Here is a 20,767-nt window from a genome sequence, read left to right as displayed (position 1 = left end):
GGAAAGGGAGGATTATACATGGCAAGAGTAAATAATAACAATTTAGGCTTGATCCCACTTGCAGGTGTTTGTAGTTATGAAGACGCTTGCAAAGTTGGCTATGACATCGATCATAACGTGAATTTACTAAGAAGATATTTGTATTCAGAAACGCAGTTGAACCAAATTTTCGCAGCGCATATCTCGAATACCCCTGAATGGGAAGTAAAGGGTGCTTTTGGGTTGCATATTTGGCTAGACGCTGAGCATAGTGCCGCACTTCGGAAACGGGTTATGGAGATGAGGGAACCGCCTTTGCATTTGGATAAAGTGCCGGACGCTCAGATCGAGGCATTCTTTGGCGAAGTGATACGCGCAGAGACCACACTGGAGCTTCTTGTGGGAATTTATCGAGTTGCAAAACCGGAATTAGTACGTTCCATGAAAAAGCATTTATCGGAAACAAATCCGTTAGTCGACCAACCAACCTGTCGTGTCTTGAAGTTGATATTAGTAGAAGAGGAAGAAATGATTCAATGGGGAGAGGCTGCTGTACAAGCGCTTATCCGTACGGATGAAGATCAGCATGCCGCAATTAAGTGGCAAAAGCATCTGGAGTCTTTTCTGTTCGCCGCAGGAGGCATTTCAGGGGATCTGGCAAAGCCTGAAGACTGGCAGCCTTCGGAGCCCCGTTCAAACGGGCAGCCTTTTGCAATTAAAGTTGAGCCTCGTCGTGATGCCAGATTTTCGGATACCTATAATTCAGCAGCTAAAATCGACCATCACTATAATGATGGAAATCGCCTAGCGGACGAAAGAACGTATGCGCTACTCTATAAACGTCTGCGTGAGATGGACGTACCTGAGTGGATGGGACCTATTATCTATAAAACCAATGGCAAGCCGTGGGAGTACTATCAGGACTTGAGTCGACAGCTATGGGACGAGGCTCGTCATTCGATGATGGGTGAAGTTGGACTATACCAGGACGGCGTTGAATTTTACAAATATCCGGTAGAATTTTTAACAAGCATGGCATTGAACAGTACAGCTACACCACTGGAGGCGCATCTTGTTCTTTGGTACATTGAGCAAGGATTAATGCCCAAAGACACTGGCAAACATCTTGAATGGATCATAGCCAAAGAGTCGGATAACGATCTTGCAAAAACGTTTCAGGATTATGATTGGGCCGATGAAGTATTGCACGCGCAAATCGGCAGAAAATGGTTGGTTCCTGAGTTTAAGAACATGGAAGAGCTTAAACAGCAAGCGGAAAGTGTAATGAAACGGAACCTAGAAGAAAAGGTCAGATTGAGTGCACAATCGGATCAAAAAGATTGGTGGCCTGAATTTCTCGCAGAAATTCGTGCCGGAAGAGAGAGAACACGTGGAGGAGTGACAGCATAATGAATTTGACTGATAAAGTATGTGTGGTCACCGGAGCAGCAAGAGGGATTGGTTTCTCTCTAGCGAAACAACTTCTTGCTGCAGGCGCTAAGGTCATGCTTAGTGATGCCGACGAGAAGGGATTACAAGAAGCTGTGAAAGGCCTTTCTTCCGATCGTGTCAGCGCATGGAGGACGGATGTACGCTTGGAATCAGATATCTCTATGTTGGCAGAGAACGCAGAATCTCAGCTAGGGCCGATTGCAGTATGGATCAATAATGCAGGCGTTGCAAGGCATAAGCTGATCACGGAATATACCGAGGATGATATCGATTGGATGATGGATGTTAATTATAAAGGAACTGTCCTAGGCTGCAAGCATGCGCTTCGAAGAATGAAAGATCAGCGGGCAGGCCACATTATCAATATCATTTCTACAGCTGGATTGACGGGTGTGCCTACAGAGTCCGTCTATTGCGGAACTAAATTTGCAGTCAGAGGATTTACACAAGCGCTTCAAGAGGAAGCCGCACAATTCGATATTCGTGTTTCCGGCATCTTCCCAGGTGGCGTTAATACAGCTTTCTGGGATACGGCTCGCGACCAAAAATCACCTGTAGAGAAATATTTAACGCCAGACGATGTTGCAAAAGCCATTGTTTCTGTCATTGAAATGGACGATAACTGCGTCACACATGAGATTGTGCTCCGCTCGATGAGAGATGCGAATTTTAACTTACAGGAATTAACTAAATGAGGGTGCAATTATATTCCGAAAGCTTTCAATCAGCAGCTTTAAACGCACGTCGAGTCTACCGTCTTTTGCTGCCGGAACCGCGTCCAGTTGATAGACTGCCCTTATTGGTTTTGTTGCATGGTGTCCATGGTTCCGAGATCGATTGGACGGAACAAGGTCATGTACTTCAAACCATGCAAGATTTGTTAGAGGAAGAGCGGATAGGTCCTATGGCGATCCTCATGCCATCGGATGGATTGACCGCCATTGGTACCGGTTATCTGAACTGGGATGCTGGCAGGCCGCATCTGTATGAAGATTATTTATTAGAAGATCTGATCCCACATGTTGAACAGAAATGGAATGTAGGCGGTAAAAAGGAAACACGTGCGATCAGTGGTTTATCCATGGGGGGATATGCATCCATTCGGTTGGCTTTCACCCAATCGGAACGATTTGTATCTGTCTCCAGCTTAAGCGGATTCTTCAATGTTCAGGAGTTGGCACAACTGATTGGTTCAGAGGACTATGCTCCAATTTTTCAGACGAACGAGAAACGAATGGAGGAGGTATCGCCTTTAACGATGGCGATCCCTACCTCCAACGACTTGCCCAAAATTTACTTTGATTGTGGTGTAGAAGATTCCTATATCCATATGAATCGTCAATTGCATGAACGGTTGGAAGGGATTGGAGCTCCCCATACCTATGCTGAGCATCCGGGCGCTCATTCTTGGGACTATTGGCGTGAACATATTAAGAGACATCTGATTTTTCACTCACATGCTTTTCAGGAGTCCTCTTCTTGAGGGCTCTTTATTTACGTATAATAGAGAAAAGTGCAAAATTTATGCATCGGGAGAGAACTCCATGGCAGCTAAATCAGATTACAAGAAGATGAGCCACATTTTAAATGAAAACGCAGTCGATTTGCACGGTGAAGATATAAGTTTTAAGGTGCATTATTGGGGGGCTATGCCGGAACACTTTGATAATCCTCTACATCGACATTCCTTTTTTGAGGTTTGTTATGTTCTGGCAGGTGAGGGGAGCTACTTGGAGTCAGGTGAAGAATATCCGCTCCAGCAAGGAACATTGTTTTGTTCAAGACCTGGCAAATGGCATCAAATTAAAAGCGAGGCAGGGATCGAACTCTACTATGTTGCCTTTGAAACAGACAGTCCTAGGTCTTCGGAAGAGACATTAAACCGTTATTTACAAATGATGAATTTGAATAAAATTGTTGTGCCCATGGCAGACGAAACGGTAACCGCACAGACTTGGCGCATGTTATTTACGCTGTGTAAGCAGGATCGTACCATGACAAAAGAAATGATTCGCAGTTTTTCCTACGCATTGCTTGTTTCTTTTTGTAGTGAATTTGCGGAGGTTATCGAAAGTGACGAGTTTCCGGAGCATCAACCAATTTCTTCCTATTATTTGCAGCGAGCGAAGCTTTTTATCGAGGACAATCTAACTTCTTCCTTAAGTCTTCACCAGTTGTCAAACTATCTCCATATAACAGAGCGTCACTTATCGCGATTATTTGCTATGAAGGTCGGGCAAACTTTTTCTCATTATGTGCAAGAGAGAAGAGTTAGGAAGTCTATGGAGCTTCTTCTCGAGACGGATTGGACCATAAGCCGTATCGCCCAGGAGGCTGGGTTTGATTCAGTTCACTATTTTACAAGAGTTTTTACCCGAAAAATAGGCGTTCCCCCAGGACAGTTTCGCAAATCTCAATTGTCAGAAATACCCTTTAACTAGTTGTGAATGTCCATATAGTGCAAACGAATGTCCTCTTATTTCAAAGACAGTGAGTCTTTGAAAGTTTATCATTTAAGAAAACGCTAACACATGGTGAACTAGGAGGCAAACCAGTGTCCGATAAAAACTATAAAAGAGATTACTCACTCACAGGACCAGAAAACAAGCGAGCACAGGAAAAAGGATTAGTAGCGGCTGAATGGTACGTGAGCCCGATTCCACGTCAGCGTCTTAAAGAGCTAATGAAGCGTAAGGATGGGCCTGCAATTCGGGATACGATCATCATGTTTGCATGGCTCATAGTTACGGGAATTCTTGCCTATTATTCGTGGGGTACATGGTGGGCTATACCCGCATTTGCCTTATATGGAATTAGTTATGCTTCGACTGCCGATTCAAGATGGCATGAATGCGGTCATGGCACAGCGTTCAAGACAGCATGGATGAATGATGCCCTTTATCAAATTGCCTCTTTCATGGATTTAAGACCACCAACCCCTTGGCGTTGGAGTCATGCTCGTCACCACACTGACACCTATATCGTCGGTCGTGATCCGGAAATTGCTATGACTAGACCACCCGTTTGGCATATCATTTTTGGAGAAATCGTGCATATCTATGGCGGTTCAAGAGATCTCAAAAGCATATTAATGCACTGCTTCGGGAAGTTGACTGACTCGGAAAAAGACTATGTTCCAGAGACTGAATTCAGAAAAGCTGTTTGGATTTCACGCATATGGGTGCTGATCTTACTAGGCTTCATTATCTGGTCCATTCAGATTGGGAGTATTTTACCGCTTATGTTTGTGGGTCTTCCGACCTTCTATGGTCCGATTCTCCTTTTATTAGTCGGTCTAACTCAGCATTTAGGTCTGCATGAAGACGTTCTGGATCATCGTTTAAATACGCGTACGATTTACTTGAATCCTTTCTTTAGATTCCTCTACTGGAACATGAACTATCACATTGAGCATCACATGTTTCCGATGGTTCCTTATCACGCATTACCTGCCCTTCACAAAGAATTGAAGTTTGATTATCCGGCACCAAGTCCTAGTCTTTGGGCGGCACTGAAAGAGGTTATTACAGCACTAATTAAACAGAAGAAAGACCCGAATTATGTGGTTGATCGCCCTCTGCCTAGTACAGCAAACCCTTATTATTATGGCGCACACGCTGAAAAGGTAGTGCCTTCGCGAGTAAGTGCTGAACCACAAGCAATGACTAAATAGAAAATTTGAAATCGTCCACATGGTCTTGTTAAATAAACCTACACTTAATTACTTGGAGGTACGTATGCAGCATTTAGAGGGTTGGGTTGAAGCTTGTGAAGTCGATGAAATTGATGAGGAAGATGTCATTCGATTCGATCATGGAGATCGTACGTTTGCTATTTATCGCACAGCTAAAAGTAAGTATTATGCGACCGATGGGTATTGCACCCATGAGAAGTTTCATTTATCCGAAGGGCTAGTTATGGGCAATACTATCGAGTGTCCCAAGCATAACGGTCGATTTGACTATACGACGGGTGAAGCGAAGCGTACACCGGTATGCGTTGATCTTAAGACTTATCCTGTAAAGATTGAAGATGATAAGATCTTCATCAAGATAGACTGAGGAGAGAAAAGGAAATGGCTGATTTAGGAATGGTTATTGTAGGTGCAGGTGAAGCCGGTGCGCGAGCGGCTGTGGAGCTCCGAACGGAGGGTTGGAGTGGGCCGATCACGCTAATAGGAAAAGAAAAGTTGGCACCTTATGAACGACCGCCGCTTTCCAAAAGCTCATTGGTCGATGAAGACGAGCCTTCACCAATGACTATCCTTGATGAGGCTAAACAATCGCAGTATAACATTCGCTTAATAACGGATAGTTCCGTTGTTAAGATTGATCGGGATCAACATGTAACAGAACTTAGCAATGGGCAGCAGATAAGGTATGAGAGGCTCTTGCTTGCCACAGGAGCCTATCCACGTCGATTGAACATGGAAGGCTCCGATACCACGGATTTATTATATCTACGGACGTTCGCTGACTCGCTTGTACTCCGCAGAAGATTTCAATCAGGAAAGCACATTGCTGTAATAGGGGCAGGCTTTATTGGTCTTGAATTAGCGGCAAGCGCGCGAGAAAAAGGATGCTCGGTTACCGTTATTGAGGTTGGACCGCGTATTCTGATGCGAGGAGTTCCTGAGGAAATTGCGAACATTGTAGAGGCTCGTCATCGCAAAGCAGGTGTCGAGTTTAAACTTGGGGTAGGGATTGGACGCATCGAAAAAACGCGGGATGGACATTCGATTACACTGGTCGATGGAACTGTCATCCATTGCGACGCGGTTGTCGTCGGTATCGGCGCTATTCCTGAAACATCGTTAGCTGCTCAAAGTGGGCTTTCGATAGATAACGGTATATGGGCGGATGAGAGACTCGCAACGAGTGACTCGGATATTTTTGCTGCAGGTGACTGCTGTTCCTTCCCGCATAGTCTCTACGGAGGCAAGCGTATTCGTCTTGAAGCTTGGCGCAATGCACAAGATCAAGGAACGCTCGCAGCGCATAACATGCTAGGCGCTTTTAAACCTTATCTAGATATCCCATGGTTTTGGTCTGATCAATATGAACAAACCTTACAAGTCACTGGATTGCCGGATTTTGGTGTGAAGACAGTGGTTAGAAATTTGAGTGAGTCCGACAAGTTTTTCTTCCATTTGTCCGGTGAAGATCAATTGGTTGCGGCAAGCGCAGGAGGTTTAAACTCGAAAATTGCCAAGGATATTCGTCTTGCGGAAATGCTCATTCAAAAACAAGCGGTACTCGATCCTAAAGACTTAGAAAATCCGGATGTGAAATTAAAGGCGCTTTTGAATTCTTAATAATCATTGTAAGGAGATAAGCATGAGCCATTGGAATCGAATTAATGATGGAACCTTAAATCCACCTAGACTGGATGTCCAACAAGCTATATGGGGCATGGAAGGATTAGGAGAGAACGGCAAGGAATGGTCGCTGGAGCAAAAGTTCGAGAAAATCGCTGAAGCGGGATTTAAAGGTGTTAGCTATTTGCTGCCTTCTCCTGAAAATATGGATACCTGGCACCGTTTACTTGACCGCTACAAGTTGAGTTTCAGTGCCATTGCTTACCCTTCTAAACCACAAGATATGATTGAGATCATCAAGCATGCCAACGAATTTGGCAGAGTTCAATATATCAACTCGCAGGTGCTGGATTCCTTCGTCATTGATAAAGAAGCAGTTCATTTACTTGATGGCTTGTTAAAAGTGTCTGAGGAATCCAAAATTCCACATTTTATCGAAACACATAGAGGAACTGTCACGCAAGATTTGATTCGCACCGCAAGATATGTAGAGTCACTGCCAGAGCTCCGACTGATGATCGATTTATCCCATTATGTAGTTGCTGGTGAAATCCTAGGAACAAGTGATAAAGTCGAGGCCTATTTTGATAAGATTCTAGAACGTTCAGCAGGTATGCATGGCCGTGTCTCGAGTGGAGAACAGGTCCAGGTAGATGTAGGTGTGGATGGCGATCATCCTATGATGGAGCATTTTAAGCGATGGTGGCGTAAAGGTATGGTGCATTGGCTCAAGCAAGCGCAGCCTGGGGACTTGTTCCCATTCTGCTCAGAGCTTGGTCCGCCCAACTATTACGGGATCACTCGCCGAGATGAGCAAGGGCAAGAACATGAAGTCTCTGATCGCTGGCAGCAAGCACTACTATTGAAGCGGATTATAGAAGAGCAGTGGATTATGGCGCAAGACGAGTTCTGAGTTAACCACTTTACGTTAAAAAATTCAGTTATTTCAATCTTTAATAAAAATATAATTTGTTTAAAGCAAAGGGAGGAAATTCATTCGTGTGGCACGAGGCGATTGATGATGCGGTCGGGAAAGTCCGCCGTAATTTAGAACAGCATGGGCTTACATTCCCGCATATTACCAATGAGAAGCGTTATGAATGGTCGGCGAATGAAGATTGGATCGAAGGCTTTCACACCGGCCTTGTATGGCTGAGTTACGAGTACAGTAAAGATCCTTACTTCAAAGAGCAGGCACAGCTGCAGATTGCAGATTTCAAACGCAGATTGCAGCAGCGAATATGTTTGGAGCATCACGATATTGGTTTTTTGTATGGTCTATCTGCCTTAGCGGGATGGATCGTAGAGCGGGATAGCGATGCTCGCGAGCTAACCCTGAAAGCTGCCGATCTTTTAAGGGACAGATGGCGTGCGCAAGGCGGCTATTTGCAAGCATGGGGTCCTGAGAACGACGAGCAAAATGGCGGGCGCATCATCATTGATTGCTTGATGAATTTACCGCTGCTGTACTGGGCATCCGAGGTATCCGGTGATCCGAGCTACGGGGAAGTAGCGTTCAAACAGGCAGAACTATCCAGACGCTACTTAGTTCGTGGCGACGACTCCTCTTATCATACATTTTACTTTGAGCAGGCGAATGGCAATCCGCTCGGCGGAGGCACACATCAAGGTTATCAGGACGGTTCCACTTGGACGCGTGGTCAGGCTTGGGGCATTTACGGCTTTGCCCTTTCGTACCGATATACGAAAAATGAGGCGTTTCTGAGGACGTCGAAGCGGCTGCTTCGTTATTTCATCGATCATTTGCCGGAAGATCATGTGGCGTATTGGGATTTCAACGTACCGATTGAAGAGAGTACAAGTCGGGATAGCTCGGCTTCGGCCATTACCGCTTGCGGCATGCTTGAGCTGTTGGAACTGCTTCCTGAAGCCGACCCGGATCGCGCGTGGATCTCAGACAGCTTGGAGCGCACGATGCAATCGTTAGTAAAGCATTACGCTACAATCGGAGAGGAAGCCGAAGGTTTGCTGAAGCATGGCTCTTATCATGTTAGAGGCAATAGTGGATTGGATGATTTTATGATCTGGGGAGATTACTATTATTTGGAGGCGCTGATGCGTCTGGAACGATCTGTGCCGGGTTATTGGTATGAGCGAAATTAAAGCAATGTGGTGCAAAAGCTTGAGAAATCAAGCTTTTTTTTATGTTGGTACACTAGTGTCATCGGTAATGCACAAATGTACCAGTCGCATTTCTGATTGATTTCTCCGGCTGTATGCAAAAATTGCGACAATAGCTCGCAATAGTTCAATTCAACACAAGAAAGAAGCCGTGCAACAATTGCGCCTTGTAGGCGACCGTTTATTAATCGTAAATTGAGTAAGTTAGAAGCTTTGAACAAGCAACAAGAGGTGGTGAGAGATGAGGATTTTAACGAAGTTGTAGAAGGTTTGAAAGCGCTTTAAAGATACGGAGGAGTTGAAGGAGGTATTTTATTGTGTCAAACATGAGCAAATTTATTCAAAAGAGTATAAGCAGGAAATTAAAAATCACGCTGGCGCTTTTGTTTTTCTTGGCACCGTTTTTCTCATTTGGCAATCAATCGTTTTTTGGCGAGGCCAACGCTCTGGCGGCAGGTCCGAACACCATTCAATCTACTAAACTGAGCGTGACAGTGGATGATTCTTTCCCTAGAATTATTCAATACCAATGGTTGGGAGAGGGAGCGTCTCAAAATGCCGTATTTTACGGAAATGAAGACACGCTGAGTCAGGTTAAAATCAACGGTACGACTTACACACCAGCTGTAACTAGTGTTACAACAGGGGATACGATAACCTATACACTAAATATTTCTAGTATTGGGGTAACAATGACTGTGTACTTCAAGGTTACCGATAACGTAGTCGAATTCAAGGTAAGCGATATTACCGAAAGCGGCGCGACGAAAGTGATGACCTTTGAAATTTCGAATCAAAATTTGATCTCCATTCGGGATAATCAACCAGGTGCCAAAGAAACAGGGGTTGATGTAAAAGGCTCTGTCAATTACGATGACAATTCCGTGGAAGAACACAACGTATTGGGTACGAAGGCAGTTGACGCAAACCCGGTGGCCAAATCGTATCTCTTCTTGAGTACCGATAAGCTTGCAGCAACGATGTATAATAACAGCATTAATCTGACGCCGACTACTGGAAACAAGATTTTGGGCGTTAAGAATGAAGCTAGATACTATTACCAGACGGTGAATAAGACCGGCTATAAGAGAATGGGCGCGTGGAACAATGCTTGGACGTACAGGGAAGTGGCAACGGAGATTATGGAACTGCCATATGCCAAGATCGCCATTACACCTGATGCCAACAATGACGGAACTGTAGACTGGCAGGATGGCGGAATTGCCTACAGACAGATCATGAAAATTCCATACGGTGCTGACACAATTAAGAAAAGCTTCGCCCATATCGCATATACCCGTGCTAGCCTTGCGCAGTGGCCGTTCCTTAGAACGCTGGATATGGTTAAGAAGATATACCTGAATACCGACGGCTTCGGGCAGTTCTTGGAATATAAGGGACATCAGGCCGAAGGTCACGATTCTAACCACCCTGACTACGGAATCAACATCAATAAGAGGGCAGGGGGACTTAACGACTTTAACTATTTTGTGAATGAAGCAGCTAAATATAACACGAACGTAGGCGTGCATATCAATGCTACCGAGGCTTATCCGGAAGCAACCTACTACAGTGAAGGTCTACTCAGACAACCGCATGAGCCAGGTTGGAATTCGCTCGACCAGTCGTACATGATTGACCAGTACAAGGATGCTACCAATTTTGGGCCTCACGGCTTGGCTGACAGGCTTGCTGAACTTAAACAAAATGTTCCTGGCTTGAAGTGGGTTTATGTGGATGTTTATTATTTCCAAGGTTACCCAGAGTGGAAGCTCGGAACAGAATTAAACAAGAATGGTTGGATTGTAGGTACGGAGTTCCAAGGCTCGCTGGAAGATTATGCAGTATGGAACCATGTGCCGCAGATGAAGAGTCAGGTGGTAAGATTCCTTAAGAACGGCGTTGCAGATTCCTACGGCTTCAACCACATGCTTTTGAAATCAAGACATGCGGGCTCCATGGGCTACGGGGATGACGGCAACGACGATCAGGGGAACAATACGACCTTGACGGGCCAAATGAAAATATTTTATACCAACAATCTGTTGATGAAGTACATGCAAAACTTTGACATTATGAAATGGACGAACAACAGAATCGATTTCAATAACAATGTTTATGTAAAACAAACGACATCTGATCCTAATCCAGTAGTTGAGTTATACAAGGACAACAAAAAGCTCGCCGTATATCAGAATAATTATGATACTTCAAACTATAACATCGAAAACGTAAGCGCCAAAGTGTTTGTTCCTTGGGATCCTCAGAATGAGACGAAGATCTATCACTATAACACGTTCGGAGGAACCACTACTTGGGATCTTCCAAACAGTTGGGCCGGGATGAGTACTGTGAAGCTGTACCAGTTATCCGATACCGGTAAAACTTTTGTGAAGGACCTGGGTGTAACGAACGGTCAGGTAACGATCGACGCGACAGCGAATACCCCTTATGTCATCTACAAAGGTGAACAAACGAACCCAGTATTGATTTGGGGAGAAGGCGGATTTGTGAAGGATCCAGGTTTCGACAGCCATGACTTATCACCGGCAACCTCAGCATGGACTACAGCGTCTACTAGCGGTAGCACAAGCCATATGATTATTGAAAACAGCAGCGTTGGCGAGACTTATTTGAAAGTGGGCGGAAACAACGGCGCGGATGGGACATTGAGCCAGACCATAACAGGGCTGACTCCGGGCAAGACCTATCAGCTTTCTGCGTGGATGGAGGTTAATGGAAGGACTGGAACGATCGGTGTCAAAAACTATGGTGGACCTGAAATAACGAACACGATGGAAAAATCGGAATTTACAAACCAGATCTATAATACGTTAAGGTTCAATCGGAATAAAATGCAGCGAATCAAGCTTGAATTTACAGTGCCTGCTAATCAAACGAGTGCAAACATTTACTTCACTGCAAATGCAGGGACGCCTCAATCTTATATGTACCTTGATGACGTACGTATTGTAGAAATGAATACGACGCCATTTGGAAGTCACTATTTCTTCGAAGACTTTGAGAGCAATGACGAAGGCATTGGACCTTTTGTTCAGACCAAGATGGTCGGACGTATCCACAGATCAGAGTTTCATAGTGGTTTTACGACTGATACGATCCATGGCAATTATTCATTGAAGATGCGTCAGACCACTTCAACTGAAACAGGCGAATACATGAGGACTGCGCCGTACAACGTCAAGCTGCAGCCTAACACGATGTACAAACTTAGCTTCAACTATTTGCTTGGTTCGCAATACAATGGTGCATATTCTGTTGCTATTATGGGGAATAACGGTTCAACTGCTTTGTCTAACGTAGCGCTTCCTTCATCGACCAGCGATACCGTATATTCAACATATACCAAGACTTTTGTGACTGGAAATAACGACGATACCTACATCTCGTTTATTAAGAACGGGGGAGGGATGATCGATTTTGTCATCGATGACTTTGCGATTGACGTTGTAACCACAAAGCCTCCTCTGGCCGTACCAACAGGATTGAAAGCAACTCCTTTAAGCCCGTCCCAGATTAGCGTTAGCTGGAATGAGACGGATTTAGCAACCGGATATGATTTGGAGGTAGATGGCCAAGTAGTTCCACAAGCTATATACCCATACATGCACTCCGGGCTGGCGCTAAATTCTACTCATACTTACAGGGTTAGAACCAAGAACGCTACAGAGACAACGGATTGGAGCGCACCTGTGAGCGCAACTTCACTGAATGCGATTTCAATCGTTGCAAAAGCGGATTCCTATGTACGTGACGGCGGGTCGGCGAATACGAACTTTGGTACAGAGCAAACCACATCGGTAAAGTGGGATGCACTAGGTTATAACCGCGAAGCATTCTATAAATTTACCTTGAATAGCATACCGGCTAATGTAACCAGTGCAAAGATTAAACTGTATCCGACGACGGCCGGCTCAGTATCGCCAGGGATTAATGTTGAGCAAGTTCAGAATAATTGGAGCGAGTCTACGATTACTTGGAACAACAAGCCTGCCGTAATAGGGACGAAATTGAATGCAAGTCCGATTATTCCTGTGCTTAACACTGCGCTTGTCATTGATGTGACGAATCTTGCGAAAAGTGCAATTGCCAGCCAAGATAAAAACATCTCCATCAAACTATCGAATGCTCTCCTGAAAGGCGGATCTTCAGACAGTCAGTTTGCGACGAAAGAGAATAGCTTGTCTCAATACTGGCCAGTGATCGAATATACCGCACCTGGAAGCCTTAAAGGCAAGGTAGTAGACAGTAATAATATGCCAGTTGCCGGCGCAGCTGTGACCGCATCTGTTACCAGTTCAGTATATAGTTCAGTCTATACGGCAATGGACGGAACCTATTCCATAACTGATATACCGTCTGGCTCTGGCTATACCTTAACGGTAAGTAAAGAGGGATTCATGGACGCATCACGCTCAAATGTTATTGTGCCGATGGGAGATGTAACAATCCTTGATATGACACTTTCGCCCACGATCAGCCTACCGTCTAACAACGCAGATCTGAAAGGGCTGAGTCTGTCGAGCGGTCAGTTGAATCCTACCTTTGCAGCGGGGACGACTTCTTACACTGTGAATGTGGCCACTGATATGAGCAGCATTACAGTAACAGCGTCGGTTTACGATACCAATGCGACATTGACAGTGGCTGGTCAGCAGGTAGAGAGCGGGCAAGCAAGTGGACCGATCAGCCTGAATGTAGGCAGCAATACGATCAACATTGTCGTGACGGCACAGGATATGACGACGAAAACGTATATGCTGACCGTGATCCGCGAGTCACCAGATGGTATACCTCCAACAACCGAAGCTACTTTGGAAGGAGTGAAAGGCTCCGATAATTGGTTTACTTCTGATGTTACTGTAACGCTTAAATCTCAAGACGATAATTCCGGTCTGGTGTCTAGCGAATATTCATTGACCGTAGTGCAGAGCGTTTACGGCCAGCAATCGACCAATGGATTCGTACCTTATACTGCTCCGTTCTTACTCAGTGAAGGAATTTATCAGCTGCAGTATCGATCAACGGATCACGCTGGGAATGTAGAAGTTCCCCAAACGATAACCGTGAATATCGATCGAACAGCACCAACAACAGTGCTTACTGCAAATGGCAGCCCATTAGTGAATGGGGCAACATTCCAAGACAACCAATTGCTAACTCTAAATATCCAATCGGAAGATCAATTGTCCGGTGTGGCCTCACAATCGGTTACTATCGATGGAGCAGTGAGCTCAGCGACACAGAATATTGTGAATTGGGAAGGTCAATTAGGGAACCATGATATTCAAGTTATTGTGACGGATCGGGCTGGGAATGTGAAGATAACCAAGATTACCGTGAATGTCACGACTAGCGCAAGTGCTATGCAGCAGCTTATCGCTAAATTTATAGCATCCGGTGAAATAAATGGACCGCTCGGGACGCAAATCACAAACAAATTTACTCAGTCTCTAGACCAATTAAGCAAGGGGCATAATGATCAGGCAATTAAGCATATTCAGGATGTGTTAAAGCAAATCGAGAAAGCGGAGCAGGGTGAAATTTCAGCCTATGCGAAGCAAGTTTTAACAACAGATGCCAATGCCATAATTGCTGCTTGGTCCAAATAATACCAATAAGAACGCGATCAGGAGCCATTGCTCTTGATCGCGTTCTTATTTCCTATTTCTTCTATATCATTTCCTTGAAAGCAGCCATAATATGCATCTGCAAAAATTGTGCCTTGCTTGCGACAAAAGGTATCGGTTACACTACGAATACTTGGGCATCGTTACATCATAGAGAGGTGAGTCGTTTAAATGAAAATTTTCGGATTGTTTTCCAAAAGAAAGAAATCGATGCTGAGGAAAATGATCATCGTCTCGCTCTTTATTTCGATTGTGCCGACGGTCATCACTGGACTGGGAAGCTACCTATATGCTTCGTCCGTCTTAGAAACCGAAGTTAACAAAGCTAACTACCAGATTTTGAAGACCGCTTCCGATAATGTGGATAAAAAACTGCAGACGATTCAGATCAACCTGTTGCAAATATTGAACTCGCCTTATTTTCTCACGGATTACAACGCGGATTTGAAAGTTGATCAGATTGACTTCTTTGGTAAAGTTTATAAGATACTGGGGGCTTTTCAAAATACGAACAAGGATTTGCGCGAACTCGCGCTCTATATCCGGGATATCGCGTATATCTCCCCGACGAACGGGACGATCAGACCTGATGGTTTAAGTACGTCAGTTCGGGACAAATTCGATCATGAGTTGAATGATAATTACCGGATTCGTTGGTTGAATGAGACATTTCCAGTGACCCGCAATACCGATACAGACAGAGGCGTTACACTGGTGAACAAGTTTCCGCTCGGTAGCAATGATCCGATTGGACTAGTCATCGCGTCAGTAGATCCGCGTCAATTCCTTGAAATCATCGGCGATTCGACTGTTTATAAAGGGCAATTCATGTTCGTTGTCAGCGATTCGGGGAAGTTAGTTACAACAACAACGGACGACCTTCAGCCAAGCAATTTCTATGAGAGCATTTTGCAGGCAGGTGAAGGGAAGTCCAAGTATAATTTTAATTGGAATGGAACCGCCTATCTGGTTACAAGCATCTCTTCAAACTACAATCATTGGAGATATATCGATGTGATTCCAGTGAAAGAATTGAACGCCAAGTCTAGAGGCATTGCGTTCATGACGATGGGCATCGTCTTCTTTTTCATCCTTGTTAGCGTCAGCGGTTCATTCTTTGGCAGTCGAAAAATTTACCAGCCTGTGGAACGATTGCTTGCTAGCATCAGAGGTGACTCCGGTAAGGAGATTGATTCCGATGAGATGGGTTTCGTCCATCGAAATTGGTTGGAACTCAAAGATACGGCATCTCAACTAAGAAAAGAGCTCTCGCATCAGTTGCCGATCATTCGCGAGACTTTCGTCCTGCAGCTGCTGCAAGGTCAATTTGCACATTATACCAACAAGCAGTTAGGCGAACAATTGAAGCGTTATCAGCTTCCGGATCAAGCGGAGTTCGCTGTACTCTCGGTGGCGTTCGATATGGATGCAGCCCATGAGGGGAAATTCCGTGACAGTGACAAAGAGCTTATGCTCTTCTCCATGAAAAATATTATTGATGAATTTATTCCTCAGAGTGGCTGGTTAGGCGTTACAGTCAATGTATTTAACGACAGTCTAGTCTCTTGGTTATGGCATGTGCCGGAAACGCCGGAAGCGGACAAGGAGGAACCCGATTTCTTCGCTTTCGCTGAAAACATGCGAAATACGCTATCCATTTATTTGCATCTCCCGGTGACGGTCGGGCTAAGCGGTATCGGTTATGAGACGAAGGAAGTACCGCGCTTGTACCGACAAGCGATGTTCGCACTGGAATCGCGCATCATTACGGGTAGAAATAAAGTGCTGCAGGAGGTAGGCAGCCTCGTCAACGAGAACAGCTACCCTGTAGAGCTGGAGCAGCACTACGAGAATTCGCTGAAGCTTGGCAATCAAGAGGAAGCGGAGCGCATGTTGAACGACTTCATGGAGACAGTTAGAAGGCAGGCGGGATCTCCAGAAGGCGTACTTCTATACTACAATCAACTGCTTGCCGCTACAATGAGAACGGCATATAGCTTGAAAGTGGAGCCGAAGCAACTGTTCGAACAATACGATCCTTATACGTATTTACGCAAGTTGAGAAGCATCGAGGATATTAACATATGGTTTGTGACAGCGCTGATTTCACCCATTATTTCTGCCGTTCAAGGAAATCGACACGGTGAGTATGAACGAATGGTGATGAGTGCCGTAAGCTATATTCACGACAATTATCATCGGGATGTCTCGCTTGAAGAATGCGCAGATTACTGCGGTGTTAGCACATTCCAGATTAGTAAATGGTTTAAGAAAATGATGCAGACTGCCTTTATTGATTATTTGACGGAATACCGTATTGAGAAAGCAAAGCAAATATTAGCGGAAACCGATTTGCCGGTCAGCGAAGTCTCTCATCTTGTCGGGTATCAGCGTCAAAATTTTATGCGCGTTTTCAAAAAACAGGTCGGGACGACTCCTGGACAGTATAGGGAGTCAGTCAAAACATAAGTATGCTTGCGGGATTAAGTCCTGCAAGCATTATTTTTGTTGTTTCAAATCGAATCCTGTCGAAAGTCGTATCTTTTGTTTCAGGCGATCCCGCTGCCGCAAGGAATGCGACACGACCAGGAAAAGCCTTGGTCTGACGGGTTTGCGACTCTGTGCAACAATTGCGTCTTGTAGGCTACAAAGCATGAAGCGTATATTGCAAGTATGAAATCTGCGCTTGCAGTTACGAGAGGTGACGAATGATGACATTATGGTTAAGGGGCTGGGGCACTGCCCTGAAACGAGACAAGTATTTATATTTATTAATGACGCCAGGCTTACTCTTTTTTCTCATCTTTAAATACGGACCGATGTGGGGGTTGTCATTAGCGTTCCAAAACTACTCTCCCTTCCTTGGGTTCTGGAAGAGCGAATGGGTCGGCTTCAAATATTTCAGCGATTTCTTGACGAATCCTGATTTCTTTAAGCTGCTGCGGAATACGCTTGCGATTAGTTTCCTGAACATCCTATTCTTTTTCCCCGCACCGATCATCTTGGCATTGATGCTTAACGAAGTGCGCCGAATAAGGTTTAAGAAATTTGTACAAACGGCGATCTATTTGCCTCACTTTGTGTCATGGGTCGTCATTGCTGGTATTTCCTTCATTTTGCTAAGTAAGTCCTCAGGGGTCGTTAACGGGCTGATTTCTGACGCGGGAGGGACGAAGATTGACTTTCTGACGAATGCGAAGTTGTTCTGGATCTTATTGACGTCGCAAAGTATTTGGAAGGATGCTGGATATGGGACGATCATTTTCCTGGCGGCGCTGACCAGCATCAATCCTGAGCAATACGAAGCGGCACAGATCGATGGGGCAAGCAGATGGAAACAGCTGTTACACATCACGTTGCCGGGGATTAAATCCACCATCGTCATACTGCTCATTCTGCGATTAGGCTCGGTTATGGATGTTGGTTTCGAGCAGGTCTATCTGATGAGCAGCGCTCCTGTAGAAAGTATTGGCGACGTGTTCGATACGTATGCCTACCGCGTCGGTGTTCAGCAAGGGAGATTCAGCTTTGCAGTCGCTGCAGGCATGTTCAAATCGATTGTCGGCTTCATATTAGTCATTGCGGCCAACCGCATAGCAAAGAAAATGGGCGAGGAAGGAGTGTATTAGAATGGATCGTTCCTCCAAATGGTTAGATGTCTTCATCTATACAGTACTATTTTTGTTTTCAATCTCTACCGTATTGCCGTTCATCTACATCACGATCGTGTCCTTCACAGATCCGCATGAGTTTATTTCGACCCCTGTGATGCTGTTCCCGAAGACATGGAGTTTAGCGTCGTACCGTTACATCATGTCGTCGGGCCAATTTGTCAATTCCTTCTTCATCACAACGATGCTGACGATCGTCGGTACGGTCTGTGCGCTCTTCGTGACGTCAGGTTTGGCATACGGATTATCACGCAAGAGGTTGAAAGGTCGAAATTTCATGCTGACGGCGATATTGTTCACCATGTTGTTTAATCCTGGCATCATGCCAAACTATATGTTAATTCGAAGTCTAGGCCTATTGAACAGTTTCTGGGCGCTGGTACTGCCTGGGTTAGCGACTGCTTTTTACGTGCTGCTCATGAAAAGCTTCTTCCAGAATGTTCCTGAAGAGCTGGAAGAATCTGCAACCATAGATGGCTGCTCGGATATCGGCATCTTTTTCCGGATTATTCTCCCGATTTCGCTTCCAGTAATCGCTGCGTTCAGTTTATTTTACGGTGTTGGGTATTGGAACACGTATTTCAACGGAGTGCTTTACATCAATAATGACATGCTGCGCCCGCTGCAAGTGGTATTGCAGCAAATGCTGGCCGCAAGCTCATCTCCTGCCGATCTTTCCGAGGCCTCTGCGTCTGTTATTCCGGCGGAAACAGTGAAAATGGCGGCAGTTGTGATTGCAGCAGTTCCGATCGTAATGGTGTATCCGTTCCTTCAAAAATATTTTGTCAAAGGCTTAACGCTTGGTTCTGTGAAGGGTTAAGAAAAAAATTCTTGAGAGGGGGGATGCCGTGCTTTAGAAATGGTCATAAAGGTATCATATTCTCAAAGGCGGGCAGCAACATCCAAAAGAAAAATAGAGGAGGCAACAACCAATGAAAAAGTATTTGAAAATGACAGGCCTTACGGCAACAGTGGCTCTTATGTTTATTGCGACTGCGTGCGGAAGCGGCAATACCGCTAAATCAGGCGATACTCAACCGTCGGCGTCTACAAAGGCAGCGGAGAACAAAGCGCCTTCGGAAATTACGATTATTTCACCAACTTACAATGATGCACCTAAGAATGACTTGGAAGCCCTTCAACAGGTCAACCAGAAGTTTAATGTGAAAATCAATGCTACCTATGTGCCTTCCAACAATTTCGATGATAAAGTGAATGTCATGCTAGCTTCTAACGACTTGCCGGATTTGACAGTAGTGTGGGACATCACGAAACAAAACTGGACGCAAGCGCTTAGTCAAGGCGCGTTCTGGGATTTAACGCCATATATCAAGAACTATCCGAACTTGTCCAAAATTGATTCTAACATCTACAGCGCGCTTTCGTTTAACGGTAAAACGATGGGAGTGCCGCGTGTTAGACCTCAGGATGGCCATGAATCGCTGATTATTCGCAAGGACTGGCTGGATAAATTAGGCTTACAGCCGCCGAAGACGACTGATGAGTTCTACAAAGTCATGGAGGCGTTTACGAAAAACGATCCGGATGGCAATGGCAAGCCTGATACGTACGGCTTTGCCTCCTATGCTACGACATCGCCTCAGACCTACTTATTCTCGATGTTCGGCTCATCTTCTTCACAAAACGGCGCTCTTATGCAAGGCTGGCAGAAAAACAGCTCAGGTCAATTAACTCCGGCGTTTACTTCCCAGCAGATGAAGGATGCGCTCACTTTCTGGAGCAAAGCGTTTAAAGATGGCTTGATCGTTCCCGATTATCCGGTCATGAAAGCCCAGCAGCTGAAAGATATGTTCATTCAAGGTAAAATCGGGATGTATATCGGTAATATTGTCGATATTTACAATTCGCCAAACGTGATCAAAGAACTTCAAAAGGTGAATCCGAAAGCGGACGCAGTCGCCTATGAGCTTCCTGCAGCTCCGGATGGCAAACGTTACTATGAAAAAAGTACAGGGTCTTTCGGCCAGTTGATGATCAGCAAGAAAGTTCCGGAAGATAAAATGAAGAAGATTCTGGAAGTATTGGATTTTGGAAATACGCTCGAAGGTTCAAAACTGATTGGCAGCGGCATTAAGGATAAAGACTATACGGATACTAGTATTCCGACTATCGTCGTACAAACAGATGCCGGCAAGGCGAATCAGTACACGAATCCCGGTCAATGGATTCCTGGTTATTTTAACAAATATTCAAGAGCTGAACATGGAGATATGTCGCCAGAGGTCATCAAGTCCAACCACGAGCTCGTAGATGCGATCAGCAAGAGTTCCATCCTAGATCCATCTGCTGGCATCAATACGCCAACGAACGCAGAAAAGGGCGCCGATTTCCTTAAGAAAATTAGCGACAACGAAATCAATACGATTGTAGGCAAAAGCAGCTTGGCCGATTGGGATAAGTTCGTCAAATCTATGCTTGACGATGCCTCGTTCCAGAAGTTGGAAAAAGAAGTGAACGACGTTTACAAAGCTAAGTCTGGCGGTAATTAAGCAATGGTTTTCAAACTGACGTGCTTGTAAGTCGGGCAATACGGC

Annotated in this window: 14 protein-coding genes; all 14 read left to right on the top strand. The window is 45.0% G+C overall.

All coding sequences use genetic code 11. The features are described 5' to 3' along the window. Nucleotides 1-18 precede the first annotated feature (18 nt). Complete coding sequence (locus AC58UU_RS23525) at nucleotides 19-1,389, top strand: hypothetical protein (protein ID WP_497319306.1); 1,371 nt, start codon at nucleotides 19-21, stop codon at nucleotides 1,387-1,389. Continuing rightward, nucleotides 1,389-2,126 carry an SDR family oxidoreductase gene (locus AC58UU_RS23520; RefSeq protein ID WP_497319304.1) on the top strand — a complete coding sequence of 246 codons (738 nt, stop codon included), beginning with the start codon at nucleotides 1,389-1,391 and terminating at the stop codon, nucleotides 2,124-2,126. The genes AC58UU_RS23525 and AC58UU_RS23520 overlap by 1 nt, the downstream gene beginning before the upstream one ends. Beyond that, on the top strand, nucleotides 2,123-2,914 hold the full coding sequence (locus AC58UU_RS23515) for an alpha/beta hydrolase (protein WP_497319303.1): 792 nt from the start codon (nucleotides 2,123-2,125) through the stop codon (nucleotides 2,912-2,914). The genes AC58UU_RS23520 and AC58UU_RS23515 overlap by 4 nt, the downstream gene beginning before the upstream one ends. A gap of 61 nt (nucleotides 2,915-2,975) precedes the next feature. Further along, the gene (locus AC58UU_RS23510; protein WP_497319301.1) at nucleotides 2,976-3,872 is read left to right on the top strand and encodes a helix-turn-helix domain-containing protein; all 897 of its coding nucleotides are present in this window, start codon (nucleotides 2,976-2,978) and stop codon (nucleotides 3,870-3,872) included. A gap of 113 nt (nucleotides 3,873-3,985) precedes the next feature. Further along, nucleotides 3,986-5,104: a fatty acid desaturase family protein gene (locus AC58UU_RS23505; protein ID WP_497319300.1), complete on the top strand. Its 1,119-nt coding sequence runs from the start codon at nucleotides 3,986-3,988 to the stop codon at nucleotides 5,102-5,104. A gap of 64 nt (nucleotides 5,105-5,168) precedes the next feature. Then, nucleotides 5,169-5,492 (top strand): MocE family 2Fe-2S type ferredoxin, encoded by a 324-nt coding sequence (locus AC58UU_RS23500; RefSeq protein WP_497319298.1) that lies wholly within the window; start codon nucleotides 5,169-5,171, stop codon nucleotides 5,490-5,492. A gap of 14 nt (nucleotides 5,493-5,506) precedes the next feature. Next, nucleotides 5,507-6,745: an NAD(P)/FAD-dependent oxidoreductase gene (locus AC58UU_RS23495; RefSeq protein WP_497319297.1), complete on the top strand. Its 1,239-nt coding sequence runs from the start codon at nucleotides 5,507-5,509 to the stop codon at nucleotides 6,743-6,745. A gap of 22 nt (nucleotides 6,746-6,767) precedes the next feature. Continuing rightward, nucleotides 6,768-7,661, top strand: a complete 894-nt coding sequence (locus AC58UU_RS23490; RefSeq protein WP_497319296.1) for a sugar phosphate isomerase/epimerase family protein — start codon at nucleotides 6,768-6,770, stop codon at nucleotides 7,659-7,661. Nucleotides 7,662-7,747: 86 nt separating this feature from the next. Then, on the top strand, nucleotides 7,748-8,872 hold the full coding sequence (locus AC58UU_RS23485) for a glycoside hydrolase family 88 protein (protein WP_497319294.1): 1,125 nt from the start codon (nucleotides 7,748-7,750) through the stop codon (nucleotides 8,870-8,872). 344 nt (nucleotides 8,873-9,216) lie between these two features. Next, nucleotides 9,217-14,523 carry an endo-alpha-N-acetylgalactosaminidase family protein gene (locus AC58UU_RS23480; protein WP_497319358.1) on the top strand — a complete coding sequence of 1,769 codons (5,307 nt, stop codon included), beginning with the start codon at nucleotides 9,217-9,219 and terminating at the stop codon, nucleotides 14,521-14,523. Nucleotides 14,524-14,712: 189 nt separating this feature from the next. After that, complete coding sequence (locus AC58UU_RS23475; protein WP_497319293.1) at nucleotides 14,713-17,010, top strand: AraC family transcriptional regulator; 2,298 nt, start codon at nucleotides 14,713-14,715, stop codon at nucleotides 17,008-17,010. Nucleotides 17,011-17,249: 239 nt separating this feature from the next. Beyond that, a complete protein-coding gene (locus tag AC58UU_RS23470) occupies nucleotides 17,250-18,170 on the top strand; it encodes an ABC transporter permease (protein WP_497319291.1) in 921 nt (306 codons plus the stop codon). Between the two features lies 1 nt (nucleotide 18,171). Further along, nucleotides 18,172-19,032: a carbohydrate ABC transporter permease gene (locus tag AC58UU_RS23465; RefSeq protein WP_497319289.1), complete on the top strand. Its 861-nt coding sequence runs from the start codon at nucleotides 18,172-18,174 to the stop codon at nucleotides 19,030-19,032. 112 nt (nucleotides 19,033-19,144) lie between these two features. Continuing rightward, the gene (locus AC58UU_RS23460; RefSeq protein ID WP_497319287.1) at nucleotides 19,145-20,722 is read left to right on the top strand and encodes an extracellular solute-binding protein; all 1,578 of its coding nucleotides are present in this window, start codon (nucleotides 19,145-19,147) and stop codon (nucleotides 20,720-20,722) included. The last annotated feature ends 45 nt before the right edge of the window (nucleotides 20,723-20,767 follow it).

This window comes from Paenibacillus sp. JT22N1, from assembly GCF_059692155.1.
This window is presented reverse-complemented; position numbering and strand designations above follow the sequence as displayed.